General features: G+C 60.6%; 21 protein-coding genes. 10 read left to right on the top strand and 11 right to left on the bottom strand.

Annotated elements, in window-relative coordinates; translation table 11 throughout:
- From rlmH to JQR87_RS02745, 4 genes are read right to left on the bottom strand one after another with little or no spacing between them, the layout of a single operon-like run.
- Positions 1–468 (bottom strand): 23S rRNA (pseudouridine(1915)-N(3))-methyltransferase RlmH, encoded by a 468-nt coding sequence (rlmH, locus tag JQR87_RS02760; RefSeq protein WP_407292809.1) that lies wholly within the window; start codon positions 466–468, stop codon positions 1–3.
- Between the two features lie 9 nt (positions 469–477).
- Positions 478–837, bottom strand: a complete 360-nt coding sequence (gene rsfS / locus JQR87_RS02755; RefSeq protein WP_407292811.1) for a ribosome silencing factor — start codon at positions 835–837, stop codon at positions 478–480.
- A gap of 14 nt (positions 838–851) precedes the next feature.
- Positions 852–1,511, bottom strand: a complete 660-nt coding sequence (nadD, locus tag JQR87_RS02750; protein ID WP_407292813.1) for a nicotinate-nucleotide adenylyltransferase — start codon at positions 1,509–1,511, stop codon at positions 852–854.
- Entirely contained in the window at positions 1,511–2,776 is a 1,266-nt protein-coding gene (locus JQR87_RS02745) for a glutamate-5-semialdehyde dehydrogenase (RefSeq protein WP_407292815.1), read from the bottom strand. The genes nadD and JQR87_RS02745 overlap by 1 nt, the downstream gene beginning before the upstream one ends.
- A 229-nt stretch (positions 2,777–3,005) precedes the next feature.
- On the opposite strand from JQR87_RS02745, the gene JQR87_RS02740 reads away from it, so the two are divergent.
- Positions 3,006–4,325, top strand: coding sequence for a bifunctional DedA family/phosphatase PAP2 family protein (locus tag JQR87_RS02740; RefSeq protein WP_407292817.1), 1,320 nt, complete (start codon positions 3,006–3,008; stop codon positions 4,323–4,325).
- A gap of 13 nt (positions 4,326–4,338) precedes the next feature.
- Here JQR87_RS02740 and JQR87_RS02735 read toward each other — a convergent pair whose 3' ends face one another.
- The 3 genes from JQR87_RS02735 to JQR87_RS02725 are packed head-to-tail and all read right to left on the bottom strand — an operon-like array spanning position 4,339 to position 6,018.
- The gene (locus JQR87_RS02735) at positions 4,339–4,929 is read right to left on the bottom strand and encodes an LON peptidase substrate-binding domain-containing protein (protein WP_407292819.1); all 591 of its coding nucleotides are present in this window, start codon (positions 4,927–4,929) and stop codon (positions 4,339–4,341) included.
- Between the two features lie 10 nt (positions 4,930–4,939).
- A complete protein-coding gene (locus JQR87_RS02730; RefSeq protein WP_407297849.1) occupies positions 4,940–5,650 on the bottom strand; it encodes an LrgB family protein in 711 nt (236 codons plus the stop codon).
- Between the two features lie 5 nt (positions 5,651–5,655).
- Positions 5,656–6,018, bottom strand: a complete 363-nt coding sequence (locus JQR87_RS02725; RefSeq protein ID WP_407292822.1) for a CidA/LrgA family protein — start codon at positions 6,016–6,018, stop codon at positions 5,656–5,658.
- 184 nt (positions 6,019–6,202) lie between these two features.
- Between JQR87_RS02725 and JQR87_RS02720 the strand changes: the two genes are divergently transcribed.
- The 3 genes from JQR87_RS02720 to JQR87_RS02710 all read left to right on the top strand — a co-directional run bounded on the left by JQR87_RS02720 (position 6,203) and on the right by JQR87_RS02710 (position 9,074).
- Positions 6,203–6,658 (top strand): MaoC family dehydratase, encoded by a 456-nt coding sequence (locus tag JQR87_RS02720; RefSeq protein WP_407292824.1) that lies wholly within the window; start codon positions 6,203–6,205, stop codon positions 6,656–6,658.
- A 74-nt stretch (positions 6,659–6,732) separates the two neighbouring features.
- Entirely contained in the window at positions 6,733–8,412 is a 1,680-nt protein-coding gene (locus JQR87_RS02715; RefSeq protein ID WP_407292825.1) for a C13 family peptidase, read from the top strand.
- 20 nt (positions 8,413–8,432) lie between these two features.
- On the top strand, positions 8,433–9,074 hold the full coding sequence (locus JQR87_RS02710; protein ID WP_407292827.1) for an oxidoreductase: 642 nt from the start codon (positions 8,433–8,435) through the stop codon (positions 9,072–9,074).
- Between the two features lie 61 nt (positions 9,075–9,135).
- Here JQR87_RS02710 and orn read toward each other — a convergent pair whose 3' ends face one another.
- Together orn and JQR87_RS02700 are read right to left on the bottom strand one after the other, a co-directional pair.
- Positions 9,136–9,678, bottom strand: a complete 543-nt coding sequence (gene orn, locus JQR87_RS02705; RefSeq protein ID WP_407292829.1) for an oligoribonuclease — start codon at positions 9,676–9,678, stop codon at positions 9,136–9,138.
- Between the two features lie 28 nt (positions 9,679–9,706).
- Positions 9,707–10,516: a class I SAM-dependent methyltransferase gene (locus JQR87_RS02700; protein WP_407292832.1), complete on the bottom strand. Its 810-nt coding sequence runs from the start codon at positions 10,514–10,516 to the stop codon at positions 9,707–9,709.
- A gap of 126 nt (positions 10,517–10,642) precedes the next feature.
- On the opposite strand from JQR87_RS02700, the gene rsgA reads away from it, so the two are divergent.
- A complete protein-coding gene (gene rsgA / locus JQR87_RS02695; protein WP_407292834.1) occupies positions 10,643–11,674 on the top strand; it encodes a small ribosomal subunit biogenesis GTPase RsgA in 1,032 nt (343 codons plus the stop codon).
- A 27-nt stretch (positions 11,675–11,701) separates the two neighbouring features.
- On the opposite strand, the gene motB is transcribed toward rsgA, so the two are convergent.
- Together motB and motA are read right to left on the bottom strand one after the other, a co-directional pair.
- Positions 11,702–12,760, bottom strand: coding sequence for a flagellar motor protein MotB (gene motB, locus JQR87_RS02690; protein WP_407292836.1), 1,059 nt, complete (start codon positions 12,758–12,760; stop codon positions 11,702–11,704).
- Positions 12,761–12,768: 8 nt separating this feature from the next.
- On the bottom strand, positions 12,769–13,620 hold the full coding sequence (gene motA / locus JQR87_RS02685; protein ID WP_407292838.1) for a flagellar motor stator protein MotA: 852 nt from the start codon (positions 13,618–13,620) through the stop codon (positions 12,769–12,771).
- A 170-nt stretch (positions 13,621–13,790) separates the two neighbouring features.
- On the opposite strand from motA, the gene JQR87_RS02680 reads away from it, so the two are divergent.
- The 5 genes from JQR87_RS02680 (at position 13,791) to JQR87_RS02660 (ending at position 21,174) form a co-directional block, all read left to right on the top strand.
- Positions 13,791–15,311: an HDOD domain-containing protein gene (locus tag JQR87_RS02680; protein ID WP_407292840.1), complete on the top strand. Its 1,521-nt coding sequence runs from the start codon at positions 13,791–13,793 to the stop codon at positions 15,309–15,311.
- 45 nt (positions 15,312–15,356) lie between these two features.
- Positions 15,357–16,172, top strand: a complete 816-nt coding sequence (locus JQR87_RS02675) for a rhodanese-like domain-containing protein (protein WP_407292842.1) — start codon at positions 15,357–15,359, stop codon at positions 16,170–16,172.
- Between the two features lie 11 nt (positions 16,173–16,183).
- Positions 16,184–17,086: an archaetidylserine decarboxylase gene (gene asd / locus JQR87_RS02670; RefSeq protein ID WP_407292844.1), complete on the top strand. Its 903-nt coding sequence runs from the start codon at positions 16,184–16,186 to the stop codon at positions 17,084–17,086.
- Between the two features lie 145 nt (positions 17,087–17,231).
- Positions 17,232–19,046: a molecular chaperone gene (locus JQR87_RS02665; RefSeq protein ID WP_407292846.1), complete on the top strand. Its 1,815-nt coding sequence runs from the start codon at positions 17,232–17,234 to the stop codon at positions 19,044–19,046.
- Positions 19,047–19,107: 61 nt separating this feature from the next.
- A complete protein-coding gene (locus tag JQR87_RS02660; RefSeq protein ID WP_407292848.1) occupies positions 19,108–21,174 on the top strand; it encodes an EAL domain-containing response regulator in 2,067 nt (688 codons plus the stop codon).
- Positions 21,175–21,176 lie beyond the last annotated feature (2 nt).

Genomic DNA, 21,176 nt, shown 5'->3' with positions numbered 1-21,176 from the left:
CTACTTGTGGTAAGGGTGGCCCGACAGCAACGTCCAGGCGCGATAAATCTGTTCGCCGATCAGGATGCGGACCAGCGGGTGCGGCAAGGTCAGCGGTGACAACGACCAACGTTGCTCACTGCGTGCACATACCTCCGGGGCCAGTCCTTCCGGTCCGCCCACCATGAGGTTGACGTTTCGCGCATCGAGCCGCCAACGTTCCAGCTCGCTAGCCAGCTGCTCGGTGCTCCAGGGGCGCCCCGTCACCTCAAGTGTCACGATTCGCTCACCAGGCTGGACTTTCGCCAGCATGGCTTCGCCTTCCTGGCGAATCAACCGCGCCACGTCGGCATTCTTGCCGCGAGTGTTTAGCGATATTTCATGGAGATCCAGAGGCAGCTCGGAGGGCAGACGCTTGGCATATTCGTGCCAGCCGTCCTCCACCCAGCGCGGCATCTTCGAACCCACCGCAATGAGCTTGATCCGCACGGGTCGGCCTTATTCCTGATCGCCTGCGTGCTGCGCGCGACTCTGTTCGGCGCCCTGCCACAAGCGTTCCAGATCATAGAACTGGCGAGTCGGAACCTGCATGACGTGAACGACCACCTCACCGAGGTCGAGCAGCGCCCACTCACCGCCATCCAACCCTTCGCTGCCGAGCGGACGAACGCCCTGCTCCTTGACCTTTTCCAGCACGTTGTCAGCCAGTGACTTCACGTGACGGCTGGATGTGCCACTGGCAATCACCATGAAATCGGTCACGCTGGTTTTGCCGCGCACGTCGATGGTGGTGATGTCGGCGCCTTTCAGGTCTTCCAGGGCGCTGATGGCCAGATTGACCAAAGAATCGTTTTGCATAGCTTGAAACAACCTCAGTTCGACGCCCGGTAAAGTCCGTGCGCATTGATATAAGCCAGTACAGCGTCAGGTACGAGAAAACGAACCGACCGGCCGCTGGCCAGAAATTGACGAATTCGAGTCGCGGAGACCCCAAGGGGAGCCTGCCAGACGAAGGCAATCTGCCCGCTGCCACCGGCCATGGTCAGCGGATCACTTACACTGCGCGCCGCAAGCAGGTCACGCAGCGCTTCGGGCGCCTCGCTGTCCGCATCCGGACGCTGCATGACCAACAGGTTGCAATGATGGAGCAGCTCATCCCAACGATGCCAACCAGGCAACCCACAAAAGGCATCCCAACCAACGATCAGGAAAAGTTGATCATCCGGAGCCAGCTCGCCCCGCAGCGACTCCAACGTATCGATGGTGTAAGACGGCTCGTCACGCTCCAGCTCACGCGCATCGACACGCAACACAGACAGGTCCTGCACGGCGAGCCGCACCATGGCAAGACGGTCCTGGGCAGAGCTGTTTGGCGTTTCCCGATGCGGTGGTCGAAAGTTCGGAGCCAGGCGAACCTCGTCGAGCCCAAACATCTCGGCCACTTCCAGCGCGCCGCGCAGATGACCTATATGCACCGGATCGAAGGTGCCGCCCAGCACACCGATGCGCCGTGGTCGGGGTGTCGAGGCCATCAGGTACGCACGTGGCCGTCTCCGAACACCACGTATTTCTCACTGGTCAAACCTTCCAGGCCAACGGGCCCACGTGCATGCAGCTTATCGGTCGAAATACCGATTTCTGCACCCAGCCCGTACTCAAAGCCGTCTGCAAAACGGGTGGACGCATTGACCATCACGGATGCCGAGTCCACTTCGGTAATGAAGCGCCGAGCATCGGTAAAGTTTTCAGTGATGATCGCGTCGGTATGCTGCGAGCCGTAGCGATTGATGTGCTCTATGGCATCATCCAGCGAATCGACAATGCGGATCGACAGGATCGGCGCGTTATATTCGGTGGACCAATCCTCTTCGCTCGCAGCTGACACATCGCTGCCGATCAGCTCACAGGTCCGAGCGCAGCCACGCAGCTCGACACCCTTCTCGCGGTAAATCGCAACCAGCGGAGGCAGCACCCGCTCCGCGATCGAGGCATGTACCAGCAGCGTCTCCATGGTGTTGCACGGTGCATAACGCTGCGTCTTGGCGTTGTCTGCGACGCGAATAGCCTTGTCGATATCAGCGGACTGATCGATGAAGACATGGCAAATGCCGTCGAGATGCTTGATCACCGGCACTCTGGCATCCCGGCTGATACGCTCGATCAGCCCCTTGCCCCCACGCGGCACGATGACGTCGACATACTCCGGCATGGTGATGAGCGCACCAACCGCGGCACGATCGGTGGTCTCGACGACCTGCACAGCCGCGGCCGGTAGCTCCGCTTCCGCCAAACCCAGCTGAATGCAGCGGGCAATGGCCTGGTTCGAGTGAATCGCTTCTGACCCGCCACGCAAGATCGTGGCATTTCCGGATTTGAGGCACAGGCTTGCCGCATCAATGGTCACATTGGGCCGCGACTCGTAGATGATGCCGACTACGCCCAACGGGACGCGCATCTTGCCGACCTGGATGCCCGACGGCAGGTAGCGCATATCGCGGATTTCACCAATGGGATCAGGCAGGGTTGCCACCTGTCGCAGGCCTTCGATCATGTCATCGATGCGCGCCGGCGTCAGAGCCAGACGATCGAGCATCGCGTCATCGAGGCCGTTGGCGCGCCCGGCCATGAGATCCTGCTGATTGGCTTCGACCAGCTCACTGCGGGCTGAGTCGAGCGCGGATGCGGCGGCACGCAACGCCCGGTTCTTCTGGGCGGTAGTGGCGCGCGCAAGCACACGCGACGCCTCGCGCGCGGCGCGACCGAGGCGGGTCATGTAATCCTGTACGGACTCGGTCATGGTCTGGACTTGCCTGACTGAAGGGAAAGCGACGGATTATAGCTACCCTGGAGCCTCGCGCACAGCAGCGCCCGGCGAATGGCTGTAACACGCGCCGCCAAAGCGCTTCGTGTATCAATGCCCGATCACTATCCTGTCGCATTTGTGCCGAGCGCTATGATGTCCACGTGAAACCCAGGCGCCGAGCGCCGGGTCGAAAGCCGTCTCGATTCAAGGAAAAACAAACACAATGCCTGAATGGCTCGCTGCACTCACTAGCTGGCTCGCCCATCATCCAGAGTGGCTTGGACTTAGCATCTTCGTGGTTGCCTGCCTCGAGTGCCTGGCCGTAGTCGGCCTCGTGATGCCCGGCACGGTGATGGTGTTCGCGATCTCTGTGCTTGCTGGCAGTGGCGTGCTGACTCTCGGGGAAACCTTGTTGCTCGGTTACGCCGGCGGCCTGCTCGGAGATCTGCTTTCATATGGCCTTGGCCGACGATATCACCAGAACATCAGAAATCTGCGAGCACTGCGCAGCCATCCCGAATGGCTGCTACGCGCCGAGGTCTATTTTGAACGCTACGGCATAGCCAGCCTGCTGGTGGGCCGCTTCATTGGGCCATTGCGGCCAATGCTGCCGCTCACTGCGGGCATGATGGACATGCCGTTCGGGCGCTTCCTGCTGGTCAGCCTGTTTGCCGCAGCCGGCTGGTCAATGGCCTACCTGCTCCCAGGCTGGGCCGCCGGCGCAGCGGTACGCCTGCCACTGCCGGAGGGCTTCTGGGGCGAAACGGGGGTTGTGATCGGCGCCTTGGCGATCCTGGCCGGCGGCATCGTGCACAGCAGCCTGCACCAGGTCCGCTGGGTCACACCAATAGCGGCGGGACTCTGCGCTGCGGTACTGGTCGGACTGTTTGTCGGCTGGCCCTATCTGGTCGCTTTCGACGAGGGACTGATGGAAGTCGTGCAGGGCGAGCGCAGCCCCTTCTTCGATCAATTCATGGTCGTCATTACCCGGGCAGGTGATTTTCATACGCAGCTCTGGGCTGCGGTGCTGCTATGCCTGCTCCTGTTCGCTACCCGCCAGATGCGTGCCGCCGCGTTCGCACTTGCTACCCTGCTCGGCACGGCACTGGCCAATGGTGCGCTCAAGGCCTTGTTTGGCCGAATCAGGCCAGAGATTTTGCTTGAGCCCTTGAGCAGCTACAGCTTCCCTAGCGGCCATAGCTCCGCGGCGTTCGCTTTTTTTCTGACTCTCGGCGTGCTTGCAGGCCGCGGCCAACCGCCGCGCCTCCGCCTGGCCTGGGTATTGCTGGCGGGGTTGCCGGCGACCGCTATCGCCCTCTCGCGTGTCTATTTAGGGGTTCACTGGCCGACCGACGTGATCGCAGGCGCAGTGCTGGCTGCAACCATCTGCGCGCTCAGCCTTACGCTGGCGCAATGGCGCAGCCCAATGCAGGCGATGTCGCCCAAAGTCTGGTGGTTGATCTTGCCCGCAACCCTGGGCCTGATTGGCGCATTCGCGATCTGGGCGCTGCCAGGCGCAATGCTGCTCTACAAATATCAATAGCTGCATCTGACGGCTATTCGCGAGAGTCGCCCTGCAACTGCTCAAGCCATAGCTGGATTCGCTCCAGCTGCTGCTGTGGCTGATCCAGCTGCAGCAGTTCGACTTTCTGCTGGGGCTGGAATGGCAGCAGATAAGCGAGTTGGTACGCCAGTGAACGCTGGCCACGCACGGCACCGGGCATCCCTAATGCCTGAACCAAAGGGTGCTGACCCAGCGCTTCCAGCAGGACGGCCAATTCGGCGTGCTCCTCGCCAAGCGGCGTTTCTTCTTCAGCACTGCGCCAGGCCACGTCAGCCACAGTGAGCTGATCGCGCTGCACTTCGGCCGCTTGAACATCGAAGCGACGACCGCCCTCGACTCGAATTCCCAACAAGCCATTAGGGCGCTGCTGCCAGTCGCGAATCAGCGCTTCACAACCGGTCGAGGCGTATTCGCTTGGCGCCAACCCCACCTCACTGCCCTCGATGAGGCGAACCACACCGAAACCGTGTCCCGCCTTGAGGCAGCTGCTGACCATATCCAGATAACGTGCCTCGAATATCTGCAAATCAAGGATGCACCCAGGGAACAGCACGGTATCAAGTGGAAACAACGGTAGTTTCATTCAGAACTCCTTACGCCAACATCAGCACGGCCAGTGGCAGCAGCACTGCAGTCATGACGCCCATCAGGCTCATCGCCAGCGCAGCGAAGGCTCCGCACTCGTCGCCTTCCTGTAACGCCTGAGCGGTACCCACCGCGTGCGCGGTCAGCCCCAACGCCATGCCTCGCGCAGCGGGATGCTGAACGCCAAACCTGCGCAACAGTTCCGGACCTATGATCGCGCCGATAATGCCTGTGATCATGACAAATACCGCGGCCAGCGCCACCACACCGCCGATCTGCTCGGCCACCAGCATGGCGATGGGCGAGGTGACCGACTTGGGCGCGAGGGTCATCAGGATCATCCGGTCGGCGCCAAAGGCCCAGGCCAGCACCATCCCCAGCGCGGTGGCACCGATACCCGCAACGAGCAAGGTGAGCATGATCGGACTGAATAACTCACGAATCCTGCGCAGGTTGAGATACAGCGGCACCGCCAGCGCCACCGTGGCCGGCCCGAGAAGCACGGTCAGCATCTGGGCGCTTTCGCGGTAATCCTGATAACTCAGCCCGCACAGGACAAGCGTGCCGACCACCACCACCATCGAGACCAGCACTGGCTGCAAAAACACCCAGCGGGTTTTTTCGTAGGCTGCATAAGCCAGCTGGAACGCCGCCAGGGTAATCGTCACACCGAACAGCGGATGGTGAATCACTGCATCCCACGCCGCCTGCCACTGCATCCCGATCATGCGCGGCCTGCCTTGCGCTGCTGACGGCGAATCAGTGTTTGCATCAACCAGCCGGTGAATACCAGCGACACCACCAGCGAGAGCACAAGCACACCGATGATCGCCCAGAAGTCCTCAAGAATCGCTTCGGTGTATGCCATGACGCCCACGGCGGGCGGCACCAGCAACAGCGGTAGATAACGCAACAGACTGCTTGCCGCAACCTGCAGCGACTCGCCGGCCTGTCCACGAGCCAGCAGCGCAACGAACAGCAACAGCAGTCCGATGATCGGGCCGGGCAGCATTGGCAGCACCATCACATTGATCACGGTGCCCATCAGTTGAAAAAGCAGCAGCCAGGTCAATCCGCGCAGCAGCATGTAAGCCTCCAGAACAAAAGGAGCGCAATTATAAGCATCCCGCCACAACGACACTCGTGATAGCTCACGATCAAGCTATAGCCCGCCATTCGCACGGACCATGCTTGGTTGATTCGTCATCAGCCGCGTGCTGATCTAGCGTTTGCGCCACATCCGAACAAAACAACAAGCGCCCGGAGGATATATGCCGCAAGTACCCGTAGCAGAACTCAAGGACTACATTGGCAAGGAGCTTGGTCGCTCCGAATGGTTCACCGTTGACCAACAGCGAGTCGATCAATTCGCCGATTGCACGGGCGACCACCAGTTCATCCACATCGACCCGATAAAGGCTGCGCAGACGCCGTTCGGCGGGACCATCGCCCACGGCTTCCTGTCGCTGTCGCTTTTGCCGATGCTGATGGACGAACTGATGATTCGACCCGAAGGCACCAAGATGGGTGTCAACTACGGACTCGACAGCCTGCGCTTCATTCAGCCAGTCAGAGTAGGCTCGCGAGTCCGTGTAGCAGCAACGCTCCTCGACGCCTACGAGAAAAATCCGGGGCAATGGCTGCTCAAGTCGCGCGCCGTAATGGAAATCGAGGGTGTCGATAAACCCGCCTATATTGCTGAGCCACTGGCGCTCTGCTTCGTCTGACCGGGCAGACCGGGCGGTTGCCGCCTCCCGCCGCGTTTGCGGCATACTGCGGCGTCGCCCTTCCGGATAGCCGCATGCGCCACTTCGCTCCACTCCTGCTCTCCTGTTTCCTGGCCGCGTGCGGTGATGGCGAGCCACTACTGCCTGCTGATGCTGTGCTGCCTGACGGTGGGCGCTACCGGGGCGACGTCATCGATGGGCTGCTGCAGGGCGAAGGACGTATCGACTACCCCAACGGCAGCTATTACCTCGGCTCATTCACGGACGGACAGTGGCACGGCCATGGCGTTTGGCAAGGCGCCAATGGGGATCGTTACGAGGGTGCTTTCAAACACGGATTGTTCGACGGCCAGGGGCGCTTCGGATACGCCGAGGGGGGCGTCTATGAAGGGCATTTCGAACGCGGAAGTTTAAACGGCGCAGGTCGCTATACCGAGCCTGGCCTTAGCTACGAAGGTGAGTTCGAGGACGGCCTCTATCACGGCATCGGCAAGCTGCAGGAGGCCGACGGCGTCGGTTATGAGGGTGCGTTCGTCAAGGGCCAACCCGAGGGCAAGGGCACCCGCAGTGATGCCAGCGGAGCGTTCAGCGGCACCTTCACTGACGGCCGCCTCAGTGGCGAAGGCCAATATCGCGGTAACGACGGCGAACATTACCTGGGCCAGTTCAAGGACGATCAATTTCACGGCCAGGGACGCTACGAAGATGCCGCAGGTAACGTCTGGCAGGGCGAATTCAAACAGGGCGAACTGAGCGGCCAAGGCAGCTACGCCGGCATTGACGGCACGCGTTACAAGGGTGGCTTCAAGCGCTGGCAGTACCACGGCAAAGGCGACCTCCAACACCGCGATGGCGCTCGCTACCAGGGTCGTTTTCAGTCAGGTTTGTACGATGGGCAGGGCACCCTCCTCCTCGCAGACGGCACCAAACAGAGCGGCACCTGGCGGGCGGGCCGGCTCAGCCAGGACGCCCAGGGTAGCCGGCTTGCCGACCCGCTGGAGATCGGCCTGTTGCGTCAAGGCCAGCTGCTCACGGACGCCCTCGATGCGGTGCCGCCATCGACCCCGGAGGCTGAGCTCTACACCCTCACTCTTGCAGGCGATGGTCAACAAAGTGTGTTCCTGCGCGAGGTCGACTACGTGGACGCGCTATTGGGCGAACGCTTCGGTGCCCGCGGCCAGATCAGCCTGGTCAACCACCGTGACCACATCGCCGACCGCCCCCTGGCCACTCGCGAGAATCTCTCACGCGCGATCGCCAGACTGGCCGAGCGAAGCGGCCCTGAAGACCTGATATTCATCTACCTGACCAGCCACGGCTCCGCGGACCATCAGCTGGTACTGGCGCAGCCCCGACTGGCCCTCGAATATCTGCCAGCCGCTGATCTGGCCTCGCTGATGCAGCCACTCGCCGAGCGCAACAAAATCATAGTCATCTCAGCCTGCTATTCCGGCGGCTTCATCGAACCGCTCAAGAGTCCGAACACGGCCGTGATTACTGCAGCGCGCCCGGACCGAGTGTCGTTCGGCTGCTCCGAGGAAAGCGATTTCACTTACTTCGGTCGCGCACTGTTCGCCGAAGCTCTACAGGAGCGTGAGGGCATCGTTCAAGCCTTCATGCTGGCACAGGCGAGGGTTGCCGAACGGGAACAAGCCGACCACTATCAGGCTTCAGAACCGCAGATCTGGGCACCAGAACAGGTGGTCGAACACTGGCTGGCGCTGACAAAAAACAAACCGACACCGACCGACTGATCGTCTCAGGAAGCCAAACCATGTATCTGACGCCACAGCGTATTTTGCTTGCCGGCGCCACCGGGCTAACCGGCGAGCATCTGCTCGACCGCCTGCTCAACGAACCAACGGTGGAGTGCGTGCTCGCCCCAAGCCGCAAAGCACTGGCCGCACATCCCCGGCTGGAGAATCCTGTTGGACCGCTGCAGACGCTGCTACCGCAGCTGTCAGGCAACGTCGACACCGCTTTCTGTTGCCTGGGTAGCACCCTGAAGGAAGCCGGCAGCCAGGACGCCTTCCGCGCCATCGATCATGATCTGGTCGTCGCCTTCGCCAAGCGCGCCAGGGAAATGGGAGCGCGACATCTACTGGTGATCAGCTCGCTTGGAGCCGACCCAGCCAGTTCAATTTTTTACTGTCGTGTCAAAGGCGAAATGGAACATGCACTACGCGCTCAGCACTGGCCACAACTGACCGTCGTGCGGCCTTCGCAGCTGCTGGGGCCACGCATGCAGGTGCGCCCTGTCGAACGGCTGACCGCCCCGCTTTCTTATCTTTTGCCGGGCAAATACCGCGGTATTTCGGCCTGCATCCTGGCGCGCGCGCTCTGGCGCCTAGCGCTCGAAGAAGCCGAAGGTACACGGGTGGTCGAGTCGGACGAGCTGCGCAGACTGGGCCGATAATCGCTTCAAGCTGCGTGGATGCGGCACGCAGCTTGCTGATCCCGTCCGAATCGCGACAGGATCAATACTTGATGAAGTGCTCGCGGTAATGGCGCAGCTCTGCAATCGACTCGCGGATGTCGTCCAGTGCCAGATGCGTGCCGCCTTTCTTGAAACCAGACAGTACCTCCGGTGCCCAGCGCGCCGCCAACTCCTTGAGCGTCGACACGTCCAGATTGCGGTAGTGAAAGTAGGCTTCCAGGCGCGGCATGCGACGGTAGAGAAATCGCCGATCCTGGCAGATGCTGTTTCCACAGATCGGCGACTTGCCTTTCGGCACCCACTGTTCGAGAAAAGCCAGCGTCTGAGCCTCCGCCTCCTCCGTTGAAATCTGACTATCGCGCACTCGCTGAGTGAGGCCGGAGCCGCCATGCTGGCGCGTATTCCACTCATCCATACCGGATAGGATTTCATCGCTCTGATGGATGGCGATAACCGGCCCTTCGGCCAGAACGTTGAGCTGACTGTCGGTAACGATGGTAGCCATCTCAATGATGACATCGTTGTCCGGATCCAGACCGGTCATCTCCAGGTCAATCCAGATAAGATTCTGCGGGTTCTGCATGGTGGGCTCCTTGAACGTAACGCGCAGTTTAGCCGCTTGCGGAACGGCCGTCAGGCTGCGCGACAGCCCCTGGCCGCCAGATCAGCAGACGCGAACGCCGCCAGTCGTCGACGGAGAGGGTTTCAAGCGTTTCGACGCCAGGCACCTCGAAGCTGTTGCTAATCAACAATGCGTCCGGCTTCATCTCGGCCTTGGCTTTCTGCCACAACGCCGGCATGGGCGCTGGAGAGAGGAAGCAGTAGACTACATCGTACTGGCCCAGCGGCTCACGCCAGAAGCTGCGAAAACGCACCCGGCAGTTGCGCTGGAACAAGCAGCGCAGCCAGCACAGCGCAAAGGTGAGCGGCGCCGTCTCGACACCCACAAAATGCGCCGACGGGTGAACCCGCGCCAGCCGCAGCAGCGTGCCGCCGAGCCCACTTCCTAGGTCGATGAAGCTAAATCCGTCCGGCAGCGCCTGCAGCCGTTGCGCCAGCTGTTGCTCGGCGGCGGAGCCGGTGAGATACAACGGGACCCGTTCCGTCAGGGCATTCCAGTTCAACATCAGCAAGATTAGAAAGCCAACCAGCAGCAACCAGGGCGGAAGCGCATGATCCTGCAGCAGAACCAACCCCGGCACGAATGCAAGGTTGATTGGCAGCCACCAGCGCGACAGCCCGAGGCGATGGCCAATCAGAGCGGCGATAGCGCCTTGAATACAGGCAGCGCCTAACAGACTGAAACGCCAGTCACCCAAGCGAGCCAACGCCACCAGCGACAGCCAGCAGATGATCAATGATGACAGCTGACCCAACAGGGCGAGCAAGGCGGGGTAACGCCTAACGGAGGAAACTGGCATGAGCCCGCGTCGCACAAGAGACTGAAGGTGAAGTCTAGCCGGCTTCCACCGGACCATACAGACCCATGATCCCGCCTGATGGCATGCTAGACTCGCCTACCTATCAATCTTGGGCACCGCACGAAAATGGCCAAACGCCAACTCAACCGCCGGCAAAGTTGGCGTATCGAGAAGATTCAGGAAGAGCGCGCCACCCGCGCTGCTCGGCGTGAATCACGTGCTGTGGAAGAATTGGAGGGCGGCGATCTCGGCCCGGAACAGACTGGCCTGGTCATCGCCCACTTCGGTGTACAGGTCGAAGTCGAGGCTCAGGAAGGCAAGCAGTGCGGTCAGGTCTTTCGCTGCCACTTGCGCGCCAACCTGCCCGCATTGGTAACCGGTGATCGCGTAGTCTGGCGCCCTGGTAATCAGGGCATCGGGGTGATCGTTGCGCAACTGCCACGCCAGTCGGAACTCTGCCGGCCTGATACACGGGGCCAGCTCAAGCCCGTTGCGGCCAATGTCGACCTGATCGTGATCGTATTTGCGCCATTGCCGGAGCCGCACGCCAACCTCATCGACCGCTACCTCATCGCGGCCGAGCATGCCGGGATCACGCCCTTGTTGCTGCTGAACAAGGCCGATCTGATCGATGCGCACAATGAAGGCGCGTTGAATGCCCTTCTGAGCGTTTATCGCAAGCTGGGCTATCCGCTGATGGAGGTTTCAGCACACGGCGGCGCCGGTATGGACGCGCTGAAAGCCCGGCTCGATGGGCACGTCAGCGTGTTCGTCGGTCAATCCGGCGTGGGCAAATCTTCGTTGGTCAATAGCCTGTTGCCCGGCGTCGACACCCGAGTCGGCGCGCTTTCGGAGATGACCGGCAAAGGCACACACACTACAACCACAGCACGCCTCTTTCACTTTCCTGGCGGCGGCGAGTTGATCGACTCGCCCGGCATCCGCGAGTTCGGCCTCGGGCACGTCAGCCGCGCCGACGTCGAAGCGGGCTTTATCGAGTTTCAGGAATTACTGGGACACTGCCGCTTCCGCGACTGCAAGCACGACCGCGAGCCGGGGTGCGCACTACTCAAAGCGCTGGAGCAAGGCGAGATCCAGCCGCAGCGGATGAACAGCTATCGTCACATTATCAGCAGCCTGCCGGAGACCGAGTACTAATCGGCGGATCGTCACGTTCAGCTCGGTTCAGTTACCGCCGGGCTGGTCGAAAGTGAGTACCCCTTCCTCGAAGATATTCAATCGCTGGCGCAGCTCCGCAGGCTGGAGCGGATCGGCAACTCCAGCACTCGGTACCGCATTGCTGTTACCGGCTGCAGCCGTACCCGCCGCAGGACCTGAGCCAACAGGCGGGGCGCTGCCGGCAGGGTCCGTTTCCGACGACGGACTGGCCGCATCGGACTGCTCGCCCTCGATATCGCGCTGGGCCTTCTTGGTCAGCACCAATATGTCGATGCGCCGATTCACCGGGTTAAGCGGGTCCTCCCGATCGAACAGTGCTGAAGAGGCGTAGCCCACCACGCGAGCAATCTGCTCTTCGGGATAGCCTCCTGCGACCAGTGCGCGCCGGGCCGCGTTGGCTCGCCCTGCCGAGAGCTCCCAGTTACCGAATTCGCCGCGCCCAGAATAGGGTTTGGCATCGGTGTGACCACTGATACTGGTCTTGTTTGGCACAGCGCGAATCGTGTCGGCCATCGCCAGCAGAATATCTTCGAAGTAAGGTTGCAACTGAGCACTGCCCAGCGCAAACATCGGGCGATTCGCCGCATCCATGATCTGGATGCGTAACCCATCCTGGGTGATTTCAAACAGGATCTGATCCTTGAAGCGGGTCAGCTCGGGGTTCTCGTTGACCTTGTTTTGCAGCTCCTGGAGCAGCAGATCGAGACGTTCACGCTCCAACTGTTCAGCGAAGGTTTCCACCTGTTCGGCATCCAGCGCGGCTGCGCTTTGCTGCACGGCAGGGTCGACTGCCTCGTTGAGCGTGCGATCCGGCGCGGGGGTCGGGGTACCGCCCAGGTCGATCACGTGGGGGCTCGCACTTTCAGTAAAGCCGATGGGATCCTGGAAATAGCCGGAAATGGCACGCTTCTGTTCCGGGGTGGCCGACGACATCAGCCACATCACCAGGAAGAACGCCATCATGGCCGTCGCGAAGTCGGCGAAGGCAATCTTCCAGGCGCCACCGTGATGGCCCGCCGCGGATTTCTTGACCCGCTTGACGATGATTGGTTGGGTATTGTCCATGGTCGCGCTTAACTGCCACGCATGGCTTGTTCAAGCTCGACGAAGCTTGGGCGGTGCGCCGGCAGAAGCACCTTGCGGCCAAACTCCACTGCCAGCGTCGGCGGCATACCGGAAGCGGAGGCGACCAGCGTCGCCTTGATGCTCTCGTACAGATTGAGCTCTTCCTTGGCATCATGCTCGAGCGCCCCGGCCAGCGGGCCGAAAAATCCGTAGGACGCAAGAATGCCGAGGAAGGTGCCCACCAGAGCCGTCGCCACTTTCTCGCCAATCTCGGCGTTGGTCGCGGAGGCCAGAATCGACATGGTGATCACGATTCCCAACACCGCAGCCACGATTCCCATCGCGGGCAAACCATCTGCAATTTTCGCCACGGCATGAGAGGGATGCTCGAGCTCTTCCTTCAAGCCATTGAGCTCCATGTCGAACAAGCCCTCAAGCTCGTGGGGCGCCATGTTGCCCGACGACATGATGCGCAGGTAATCGCAGACGAACGCGGTCATTCGTTCGTCTTTCAGAATCGCCGGGTACTTGCTGAAGATCGGGCTGGCTTTCGGATCTTCAAGGTCGGCTTCGATGGCCATCATCCCTTCGCGACGGCTCTTGTTGAGGATCTCGTAGAGCATCCCCAACACTTCCAGATAATACTTGTGAGTAAAACGGCTGCTGAACATCTGCAGTGACTTCTTGAACACGATCTTGGTCGTGCTCCCGGGGTTCGCCTGCAGGAAGCCGCCAAGCGCGGCACCACCGATGATCATCACCTCGAACGGGTGAATGAGCGCGGCGACCTTGCCGCCGGACAGAATGAAACCGCCGAGGACACTGGCGATTACCACGATGATGCCGATTATCTTTGCCATAGGTAGGTACGTCTAAAACCTGATCTCAGGGCACCTGAAACAAGCTGTGCGATGTTGCACGATCTTGATTGGGGTCAGGCGGAAGTGCAGATGAAAAGAATTGTTCTGGTTATCGGAACTTTTGCGCCAGACTAAAGGCCATCCCGATGAAATGCTAGTTCGGCGACATCATGACCACGACCCCGCTCCCCCGTACGCTACCCGCATGGATCAAGGCCTTGGACGCCGTTGTGCTGCCCGCTTTTGCCGAGCCGTATGCGCGCGTGCAGCGAGCCTTGCGCGACAGCAGCCTGTCCATGCGCCAGATTGCCGAACTGATTCAGGAAAGTCCGGTATTGGCGCTCAGCGTCGTTCGTGAGGCCAACCGGGACGCAGCAGCGGCCAACAAGCCAGCTGAAAGCCTGGAGGTTGCGCTCAGCCGCATCGGACTCAAACGGGCAGAGGTTCTGTTCAAGCAGATTCCGGCCGCTCAGGCCAAGGATATCCCTGCACCTCTGCGGCAGATGGTGCTGATCAGCAAGCACGCGAGCCAGCAGGCCAATGGTCTGTTCGCAGCCCGTCTGGCGCGGCTCTGGCAGGAAATCCACTGGAGCAGCCTGCTGTTTCTCTCGCCAGTCTGGACGCTTGTTGCAGCTTACCCGGACCTGCTCGAAGCCTGGGAGCAGCGCGTGCTGGTCAAAGGCGAGCCAGCACGCCAGGTCGAGCAATCGCTGCTGGGCGTATCGCTGTTGGAACTGTGTGTGGCCCTGACCGAACGGTGGGCGCTGCCCGGCTGGATTCCGCAGGGCTACCGCCTGCTCAGCGAAAACCGCCGAATGCTTATCAAAGCCCTGCACATCGCCCGCGACAATGAGCATCCATTGCATCAGCAACAGCTGCTGGACGCCAACCCGGACCTGCGCCGCTGGCTTACCTTGCCGAGTAATACTGTCGTCCTGGCCAACGGCCTCGCGCTGTCTTCGCATCACAGTTGGAGCGGCATTCACAGCCTGCGATGGCAGCGCCTAGCCGGACTCTATCTTCAGGTGCCATTGGCGGAACTGCAGCAGTTAGTGCACCAGCAGGCAGCCGCCAGCGCCAGATCAATCGGCCGAACCGACCTTTGGCATCCCGCTCAAGGCCTGCTGTGGCCGTGGGAAAGCCTGTTTCAATCAGCCAACATTGCAACTGAGAAGCCGCCCACTGCGCAAGAGCAGAACGAATGGCGTGACCTCTGTCGTGAGCTGTTAAGCGAGCGCAGCCCCTACGACAATGTGTTGCAACTGACAGCGACCGCATGCAACGCCATCGCCAGTACCGGCATGCAGCGCACCCTGCTGATGCTCGTAGATCGCAAGCAGAACCGCCTGGCAGGCCAGCAAAGCCGCGGATTGCCCGAAGGGGCATCCAGGCTAGTCCTCGAACCGGGCCAAAGTCAGGTGCTGCGCCGACTGCTGGAGAAACCGGCGCTGTTGCGGCTGACCCCTGAAAATGTCGCTCAGTTTTCCGCTTTGCTGCCGGGTGGCCTTAAAGCCCTGTTCCCAAGCGAGCATGTGCTGATGCGCTCCGTTGGTCATGAAGGGCGCGTGGTAATGCTCGTGGTCGCAGATCAGCAGAACACCCTTTTCAGCGAAGCCCGCCTGCAAGCGTTCAACAAGACAGTCCAATGCATCGAGCGTGCGCTGACGACGTTCAGCAAGCGCCGACACTGAGCTTTTTCGCTAGACTCTGACCTTTCACACAGACAGAGGCCTGCCGTGCCCGCCTTTTCAAACCTGCCCCTGGTGATCGAGCCGGACGATCTTGCTGCGCGTCTCGACACCCCTGAGCTGATCCTGGTTGATCTGACCAGTGCTGCCCGCTACGCCGAAGGCCATCTGCCCGGTGCCCGCTTCGTCGATCCGAAACAGACCCAATTGGGCCAACCACCCGCTCCAGGCCTGTTGCCCAACCAGGCACAGCTCGAAACCATGTTCGCTGCGCTGGGCCATCGGCCGGATGCGATATACGTGGTTTACGACGACGAAGGCGGCGGCTGGGCCGGGCGTTTCATCTGGCTGCTCGATGTCATCGGCCACTCCCGGTATCACTACCTCAACGGTGGACTGCATGCCTGGCGGAGCGAAGGCCGACCACTGTCGACCGAAACACCGCCGCCTTGTACTCGGCCCGTCAGCCTGCAGCTGCATGAAGCTCCCACAGCGACCCGGGAATATATCGAGAGCCGCCTGGGTGCCGACGATGTTGTGATTTGGGATGCTCGATCGCCAGAGGAGTACCGCGGCGAGAAAGTCCTGGCAGCGCGCGCCGGGCACATCCCCGGCGCGATCAACTTCGAATGGATAGCCGGCATGGACCGGGCGCATGCGCTGCGCATCCGTGAGGACATCGCCGAACAACTGCTGCAGCTGGGCATCAGACCTGAAAAGGAAATCATTACCCACTGCCAGACGCATCACCGCTCTGGCTTCACCTACCTGCTGGCCAAGGCCCTGGGCTATCCGCGCGTCAAAGGGTACGCCGGTTCATGGGGCGAATGGGGCAATTTGCCCGACACGCCGATCCAGCAATGAAAAGGTCCACCATGAAAGATCGCTTGTTTGTATTCAGTCAGTACCTACTGCCACACCACCTTATTTCGCGCCTCGCCGGCTGCCTCGCCGAGTGCCGGCTGCCTTGGGTGAAAAACACCTTCATCAAGGCGTTTATCCGGCATTTCGGCGTACCGATGCATGAAGCGCAAATCGAAGAGCCAACGTCGTTCGAGCATTTCAACGCATTTTTTACCCGCGCCCTGAAAGACGGCGCACGTCCGCTCGACCAGACGCCAGGCGCGATCCTGAACCCTTGCGACGGCGCGATCAGCCAGCTCGGCAGGATCGAGCAGGGCCGGATTTTTCAGGCCAAAGGTCATAGCTACAGCGTCATGGAGCTGCTTGGCGGCGACCATGAGCGCGCTGCGCCATTTATGGGTGGCGATTTCGCTACGGTCTATCTTTCGCCCAAGGACTACCACCGGGTGCACATGCCGCTGTCCGGCACGCTGCGGGAGATGGTCTACGTACCGGGTCGCATATTCTCCGTGAACACAGTGACCGCTGAAGGCGTGCCGGAGCTGTTTGCACGCAACGAACGCGTGGTCTGTCTGTTCGATACAGAACGGGGCCCAATGGCGATGGTGTTGGTAGGCGCAATGATCGTTGCCAGTATCGAAACCGTCTGGGCAGGGCTGGTAACGCCTCCCAAACGCACCCTCAAAACCTTCCGCTACGACGAGGCGGCGCGTGCACCAATTCATCTGGAGAAAGGTGCAGAAATGGGCCGCTTCAAACTTGGCTCAACGGTGATTCTGCTGTTTGGGCCAGATCAGGTCAGTTGGGATGACGAACTGTCAGCGCTGTCGCCGGTCAGCATGGGCGAAGCGTTGGGCAGAGCCAAATTGGCGCCCACAACCACGACGCTGCCCCCAGATGCCACCCAGCTCTAACTAAACCAATGGTCGGTTGCTACTGGCCAATTGAGCCAAGCTGGTTATGATGACGCCTCGACGATTGCAAATTGATATCACGAAGTGACATGTTCGCAACCAGCTGCATCCAGGCGGTTCGCGGATGTGCCATGGAGCTTACCGCTTGGAAAACCTGAGTCAGCCACTGCTGTTGCGTGTACCGACGCCGGATTGCCAGGAGTTGTCTTTCTGCGAACCTAGCGTGCGCGGCATGAAGCGCTGGCTGTCCGGCCTGCCCAAGGCAAACCTTGGCGAGACGGCTCGGCAGCTATACCAGGCTACGCGCGAGCTCAATCAGCTGCGCACCAGTGCGCAGAATCGTCTCCAGCTGCTTGAACTACTGAGGCCGGAGATTCATTTCGTCTGCCGAGAACTGGAACGATACTTCATAAACCAACCGATCGTACTCGGCGAACGCGCGCGCAAAGTGGCCGGCCTGTGTCAGGCTTTACACAACCATCTGGCAATCGGCTACAAGTTGATCTCCGCGGAGCTGGCACCACAAGCCGGGCGCGAACATCTTCAATTGCTTACCGTTGCTCTACAGCGAGCCATCCGAAGCCTGAGCGCAATACTCGTGCGCTCGACGCAGCTGTACAGCCCGACACCCGACGGCCTGTGGCTCGAACTCCATCAGCTGTACGCGATTGCCGCCACGCATGGCGTACAGCGAGCCCTCGTGCGCGATGAACTGGGCTATCAGGTTCAAGGCCTCAGCGCAGAACAGAGCTACATCGTTGCGCTGATGCTGGGCTGTGCCCGCTGCAACCAGATGCGCCAGCAGCGTATCGGGCAACTCGCACAATTGCTCGACCCCTGGAGCGCGCTCGTCCAGCTGCAGACAAGGCTCGGGCCGACCAGCCTGTTCGGCGTACCCGCACGCATCGATGGCCCGCCGCGCTATCGCTCGATGTTTCCCGGCCAGGAACGCGCCCATCTGCTCGGCATTGACCCGCATGGGCTGGTCAATGCCATCCAGGCGTACCTACAGTCGCCCGACGACGCGCCCGAGGCCAAAAGGCTCGCGATACCTGAGGGGCTCAACCCCGACCTTCTACTGCATGTCAGTGCCGCCTGGGGCGACATCTCCGAGCGAAGCTTTCAACGCACCCCAACACAGGGATCGATGACGCTGTGTATTGGCATGAGTGCGCTGCACTACTACGTGGCGAACGAACGTCCGTTCAGCGAGCTACTGCAGCATCCCGACGCGGCTCGATCCGCTGTATTCAAACTGAATAATGCGGCGCCCGACGTCTGGTCCGTGGCGTTCGATGCTCAGATCGTCAAGGAAGACGAACCTTATGCAGATAACGATCACATAGAATTTGTCCGACCTGTCATACCGACAACGGAAAGCGAGCCGCCAAGCTCACCGCCGGACTGCCTGTTCCCCACATTCGAAGTGCAACGGGTCGACCATAGCCCCGGCGGCTACTGCCTGTCCTGGCCCGGCGAGGTTCCGGCGCAACTCCAGGCAGGCGAACTACTAGGCCTTAAGGACGCGACCAGTCAGAGCTGGAGCATCGCGGTGGTTCGCTGGGTGCGCCAGGTTCGCGGTAGTGGGCCGCACATGGGGGTAGAACTCATCGCTCCCCAAGCATACCCCTGTGGGCTTCGCCTGCTCAGCAAGACCAAACAGGGCAGCGAATACTTGCGTGCCCTTCTCCTGCCGGAAATCAGTGTGATTTCCCGACCGGCTACACTGATCGTACCGCGCCTGCCTTTTCAGGAGGGCCAGAAGGTACAGATCAACCAGAACGGAGATGAGCAACGCGCGATGCTGTGCCGCCGACAGGCAGGTACCAGCAGCTATAACCAGTTCGAGTATCAATTGGTCGGCCTCGCCCCCACCGCTCAGGAGACTACGGTCACAGCCCGGGGTACCCAGCCGACTTCCAAGGGCGAAGATTTTGACTCGCTCTGGAACACGCTGTAGATTGCCGGTCACCGTTTTTTAGCCTTCACGTGCCTTTGAGGCGCGTCTCAAAGCTGCTGCCATGGCCCCGCAAAAGAAAACCATCCGCCTGCTGATCCTTGAAGATTCGCAGAATGAAGCTGAGCGACTGGTCAGCCTGTTTCGCAATGCAGGCCAGGCGACGCGCGTTCATCGTCTAACCTCAGACGAAGACTTGGCGGACGTGCTCCAGCAAACCTGGGATCTGCTGATCAACGCACCAACGAGCGCCAATCTGGATCCTAGCGAAACCATCAGCACCATCCGCAAGCAAGGCAAGGATATTCCGATCATCCAAATGATCGACGGCAACGACGTCGACGCCATCACCGAAGCCCTCGCTCTGGGCGCTCAGAGCGCAGTGCCGCAAGGTGAGGACGAATGGTTGATTCTGGTCGCCGCTAGAGAACTGGCCAACCTTGAAGAACGCCGCGCACGCCGCTCTGCGGAACTGGCGCTTCGTGAGGCCGAGAAACGCTGTCAACTGCTACTGGAAAGCTCGGTAGACGCCATCGCCTACGTCCATGACGGCATGCATATCTTCGCCAACCGCGCCTATCTTCAGCTCTTTGGCTACGAAGACGTCGATGAGCTCGAAGGGATGCCTATGATTGACCTGATCGCCTCCTGCGATCAGGGCGAGTTCAAGAGTTTTCTAAAGAACTATCAAAGCCTTCAGGGAAACGCTGAGCTGCAATGTGGCGGAATCCGGGCCGATGGCAGCACTTTCAAGGCGAGCATGCATTTTTCTCCAGCTAGCTACGACGGAGAGCCTTGCATCCAGGCGGTCATTCGCCCAGAAAACGATAATGCCGAACTGGAAAAACTGCGTGAGATCAGTAGCCAGGATATGGTGACAGGTCTGTACAACCGAAACCACTTCCTCGAATCGCTGGATGGCGCGGTCGAGCGCGCCGTAAATGCCGGCGAGGGCTCCAGCCTTGCATACATTCGGATCGACCGCTTTGCCAGTCTCCAGGCAGAAATCGGCCTGGGTGACTCGGATCGTCTACTGGCGGAACTCGCGCAATTGCTGCGCGCACAGTTCCAGGACAAAGCCGAGTTGGCCCGGTTCGGTGACGATGCTTTCGCGGTTCTGATGGCCGAGGCCGCACCACAGCAACTCGAGCAACCGTTGACAGAACTACTGCGCAAGGTCGAAGGACACCTGTTCGACATCGGTGGCCGCACCGTTCAGACAAGCCTGAGCATTGGTGTTGCCGCCCTGGACGAGAAGACTGTGAAAGCTCGGGATGTGGTCGACCGTGCCCACCGTTGCGCCGAAGAACTGACCGACGGGAACGCAATTCGAATCTACGATCCGGCTCGTGAACTGGCAGCGGCTGCAAGCCGCGGCAACGTGCTCGCCATGTTGCAGCAGGCTCTGGAAAAGAACAGCTTTCGCCTGTTGTTTCAACCGATCATCAGCCTGCGCGGCGATAGCCACGAACACTACGAGGTTCTTCTGCGCCTGCTCGATCCAGAAGGCGCGGAAGTACCGCCTGGCGAATTTCTCGACGCAGCGAAGGAGGCGGGGCTGGCCACCAAGATCGATCGCTGGGTACTCCTCAACTCGATCAAGCTCCTCGCCGAACACCGCAGCAAAGGCCACAGCACACGGCTGATGGTCAACCTATCGAGCTCCAGCCTGCAGGATCCGTCACTGCTTGGCTGGCTCGGGGTGGCCTTCAAGGCCTCAAAGCTGCCAACCGATTCGCTGATATTCCAGCTCGACGAGCAGGACGCCGTCGCTTACCTGAGACAGGCAAAGGCGCTCACTCAGGGGCTTGCCGGGCTGGGATGCCGTATCGCGCTAAGCCAGTTCGGCTGCGTCCTGAATCCGCTAAACACGCTCAAGCACCTCAATGCCGACTTCGTGAAGATCGATGGCTCCTACACTCAGGACCTGAGCCGTCAGGAGAACCAAGAGGCGCTGAAGCAAGTGCTAGCGGAGCTCCATGAACAGGCCAAGCAGACCATCGTCCCCTTCGTAGACAGTGCAACCGTATTGGCCACGCTTTGGCAGGCTGGGGTCGGCTATATCCAGGGGCAATATCTGCAAGGCCCGAGCCAGTCCATGGACTACAACTTCTCGTCCGAGGACGATTGACC

Source organism: Stutzerimonas stutzeri (genome assembly GCF_051028275.1).
Taxonomy (GTDB): Bacteria; Pseudomonadota; Gammaproteobacteria; order Pseudomonadales; family Pseudomonadaceae; genus Stutzerimonas; species Stutzerimonas stutzeri_AS.
This window is presented reverse-complemented; position numbering and strand designations above follow the sequence as displayed.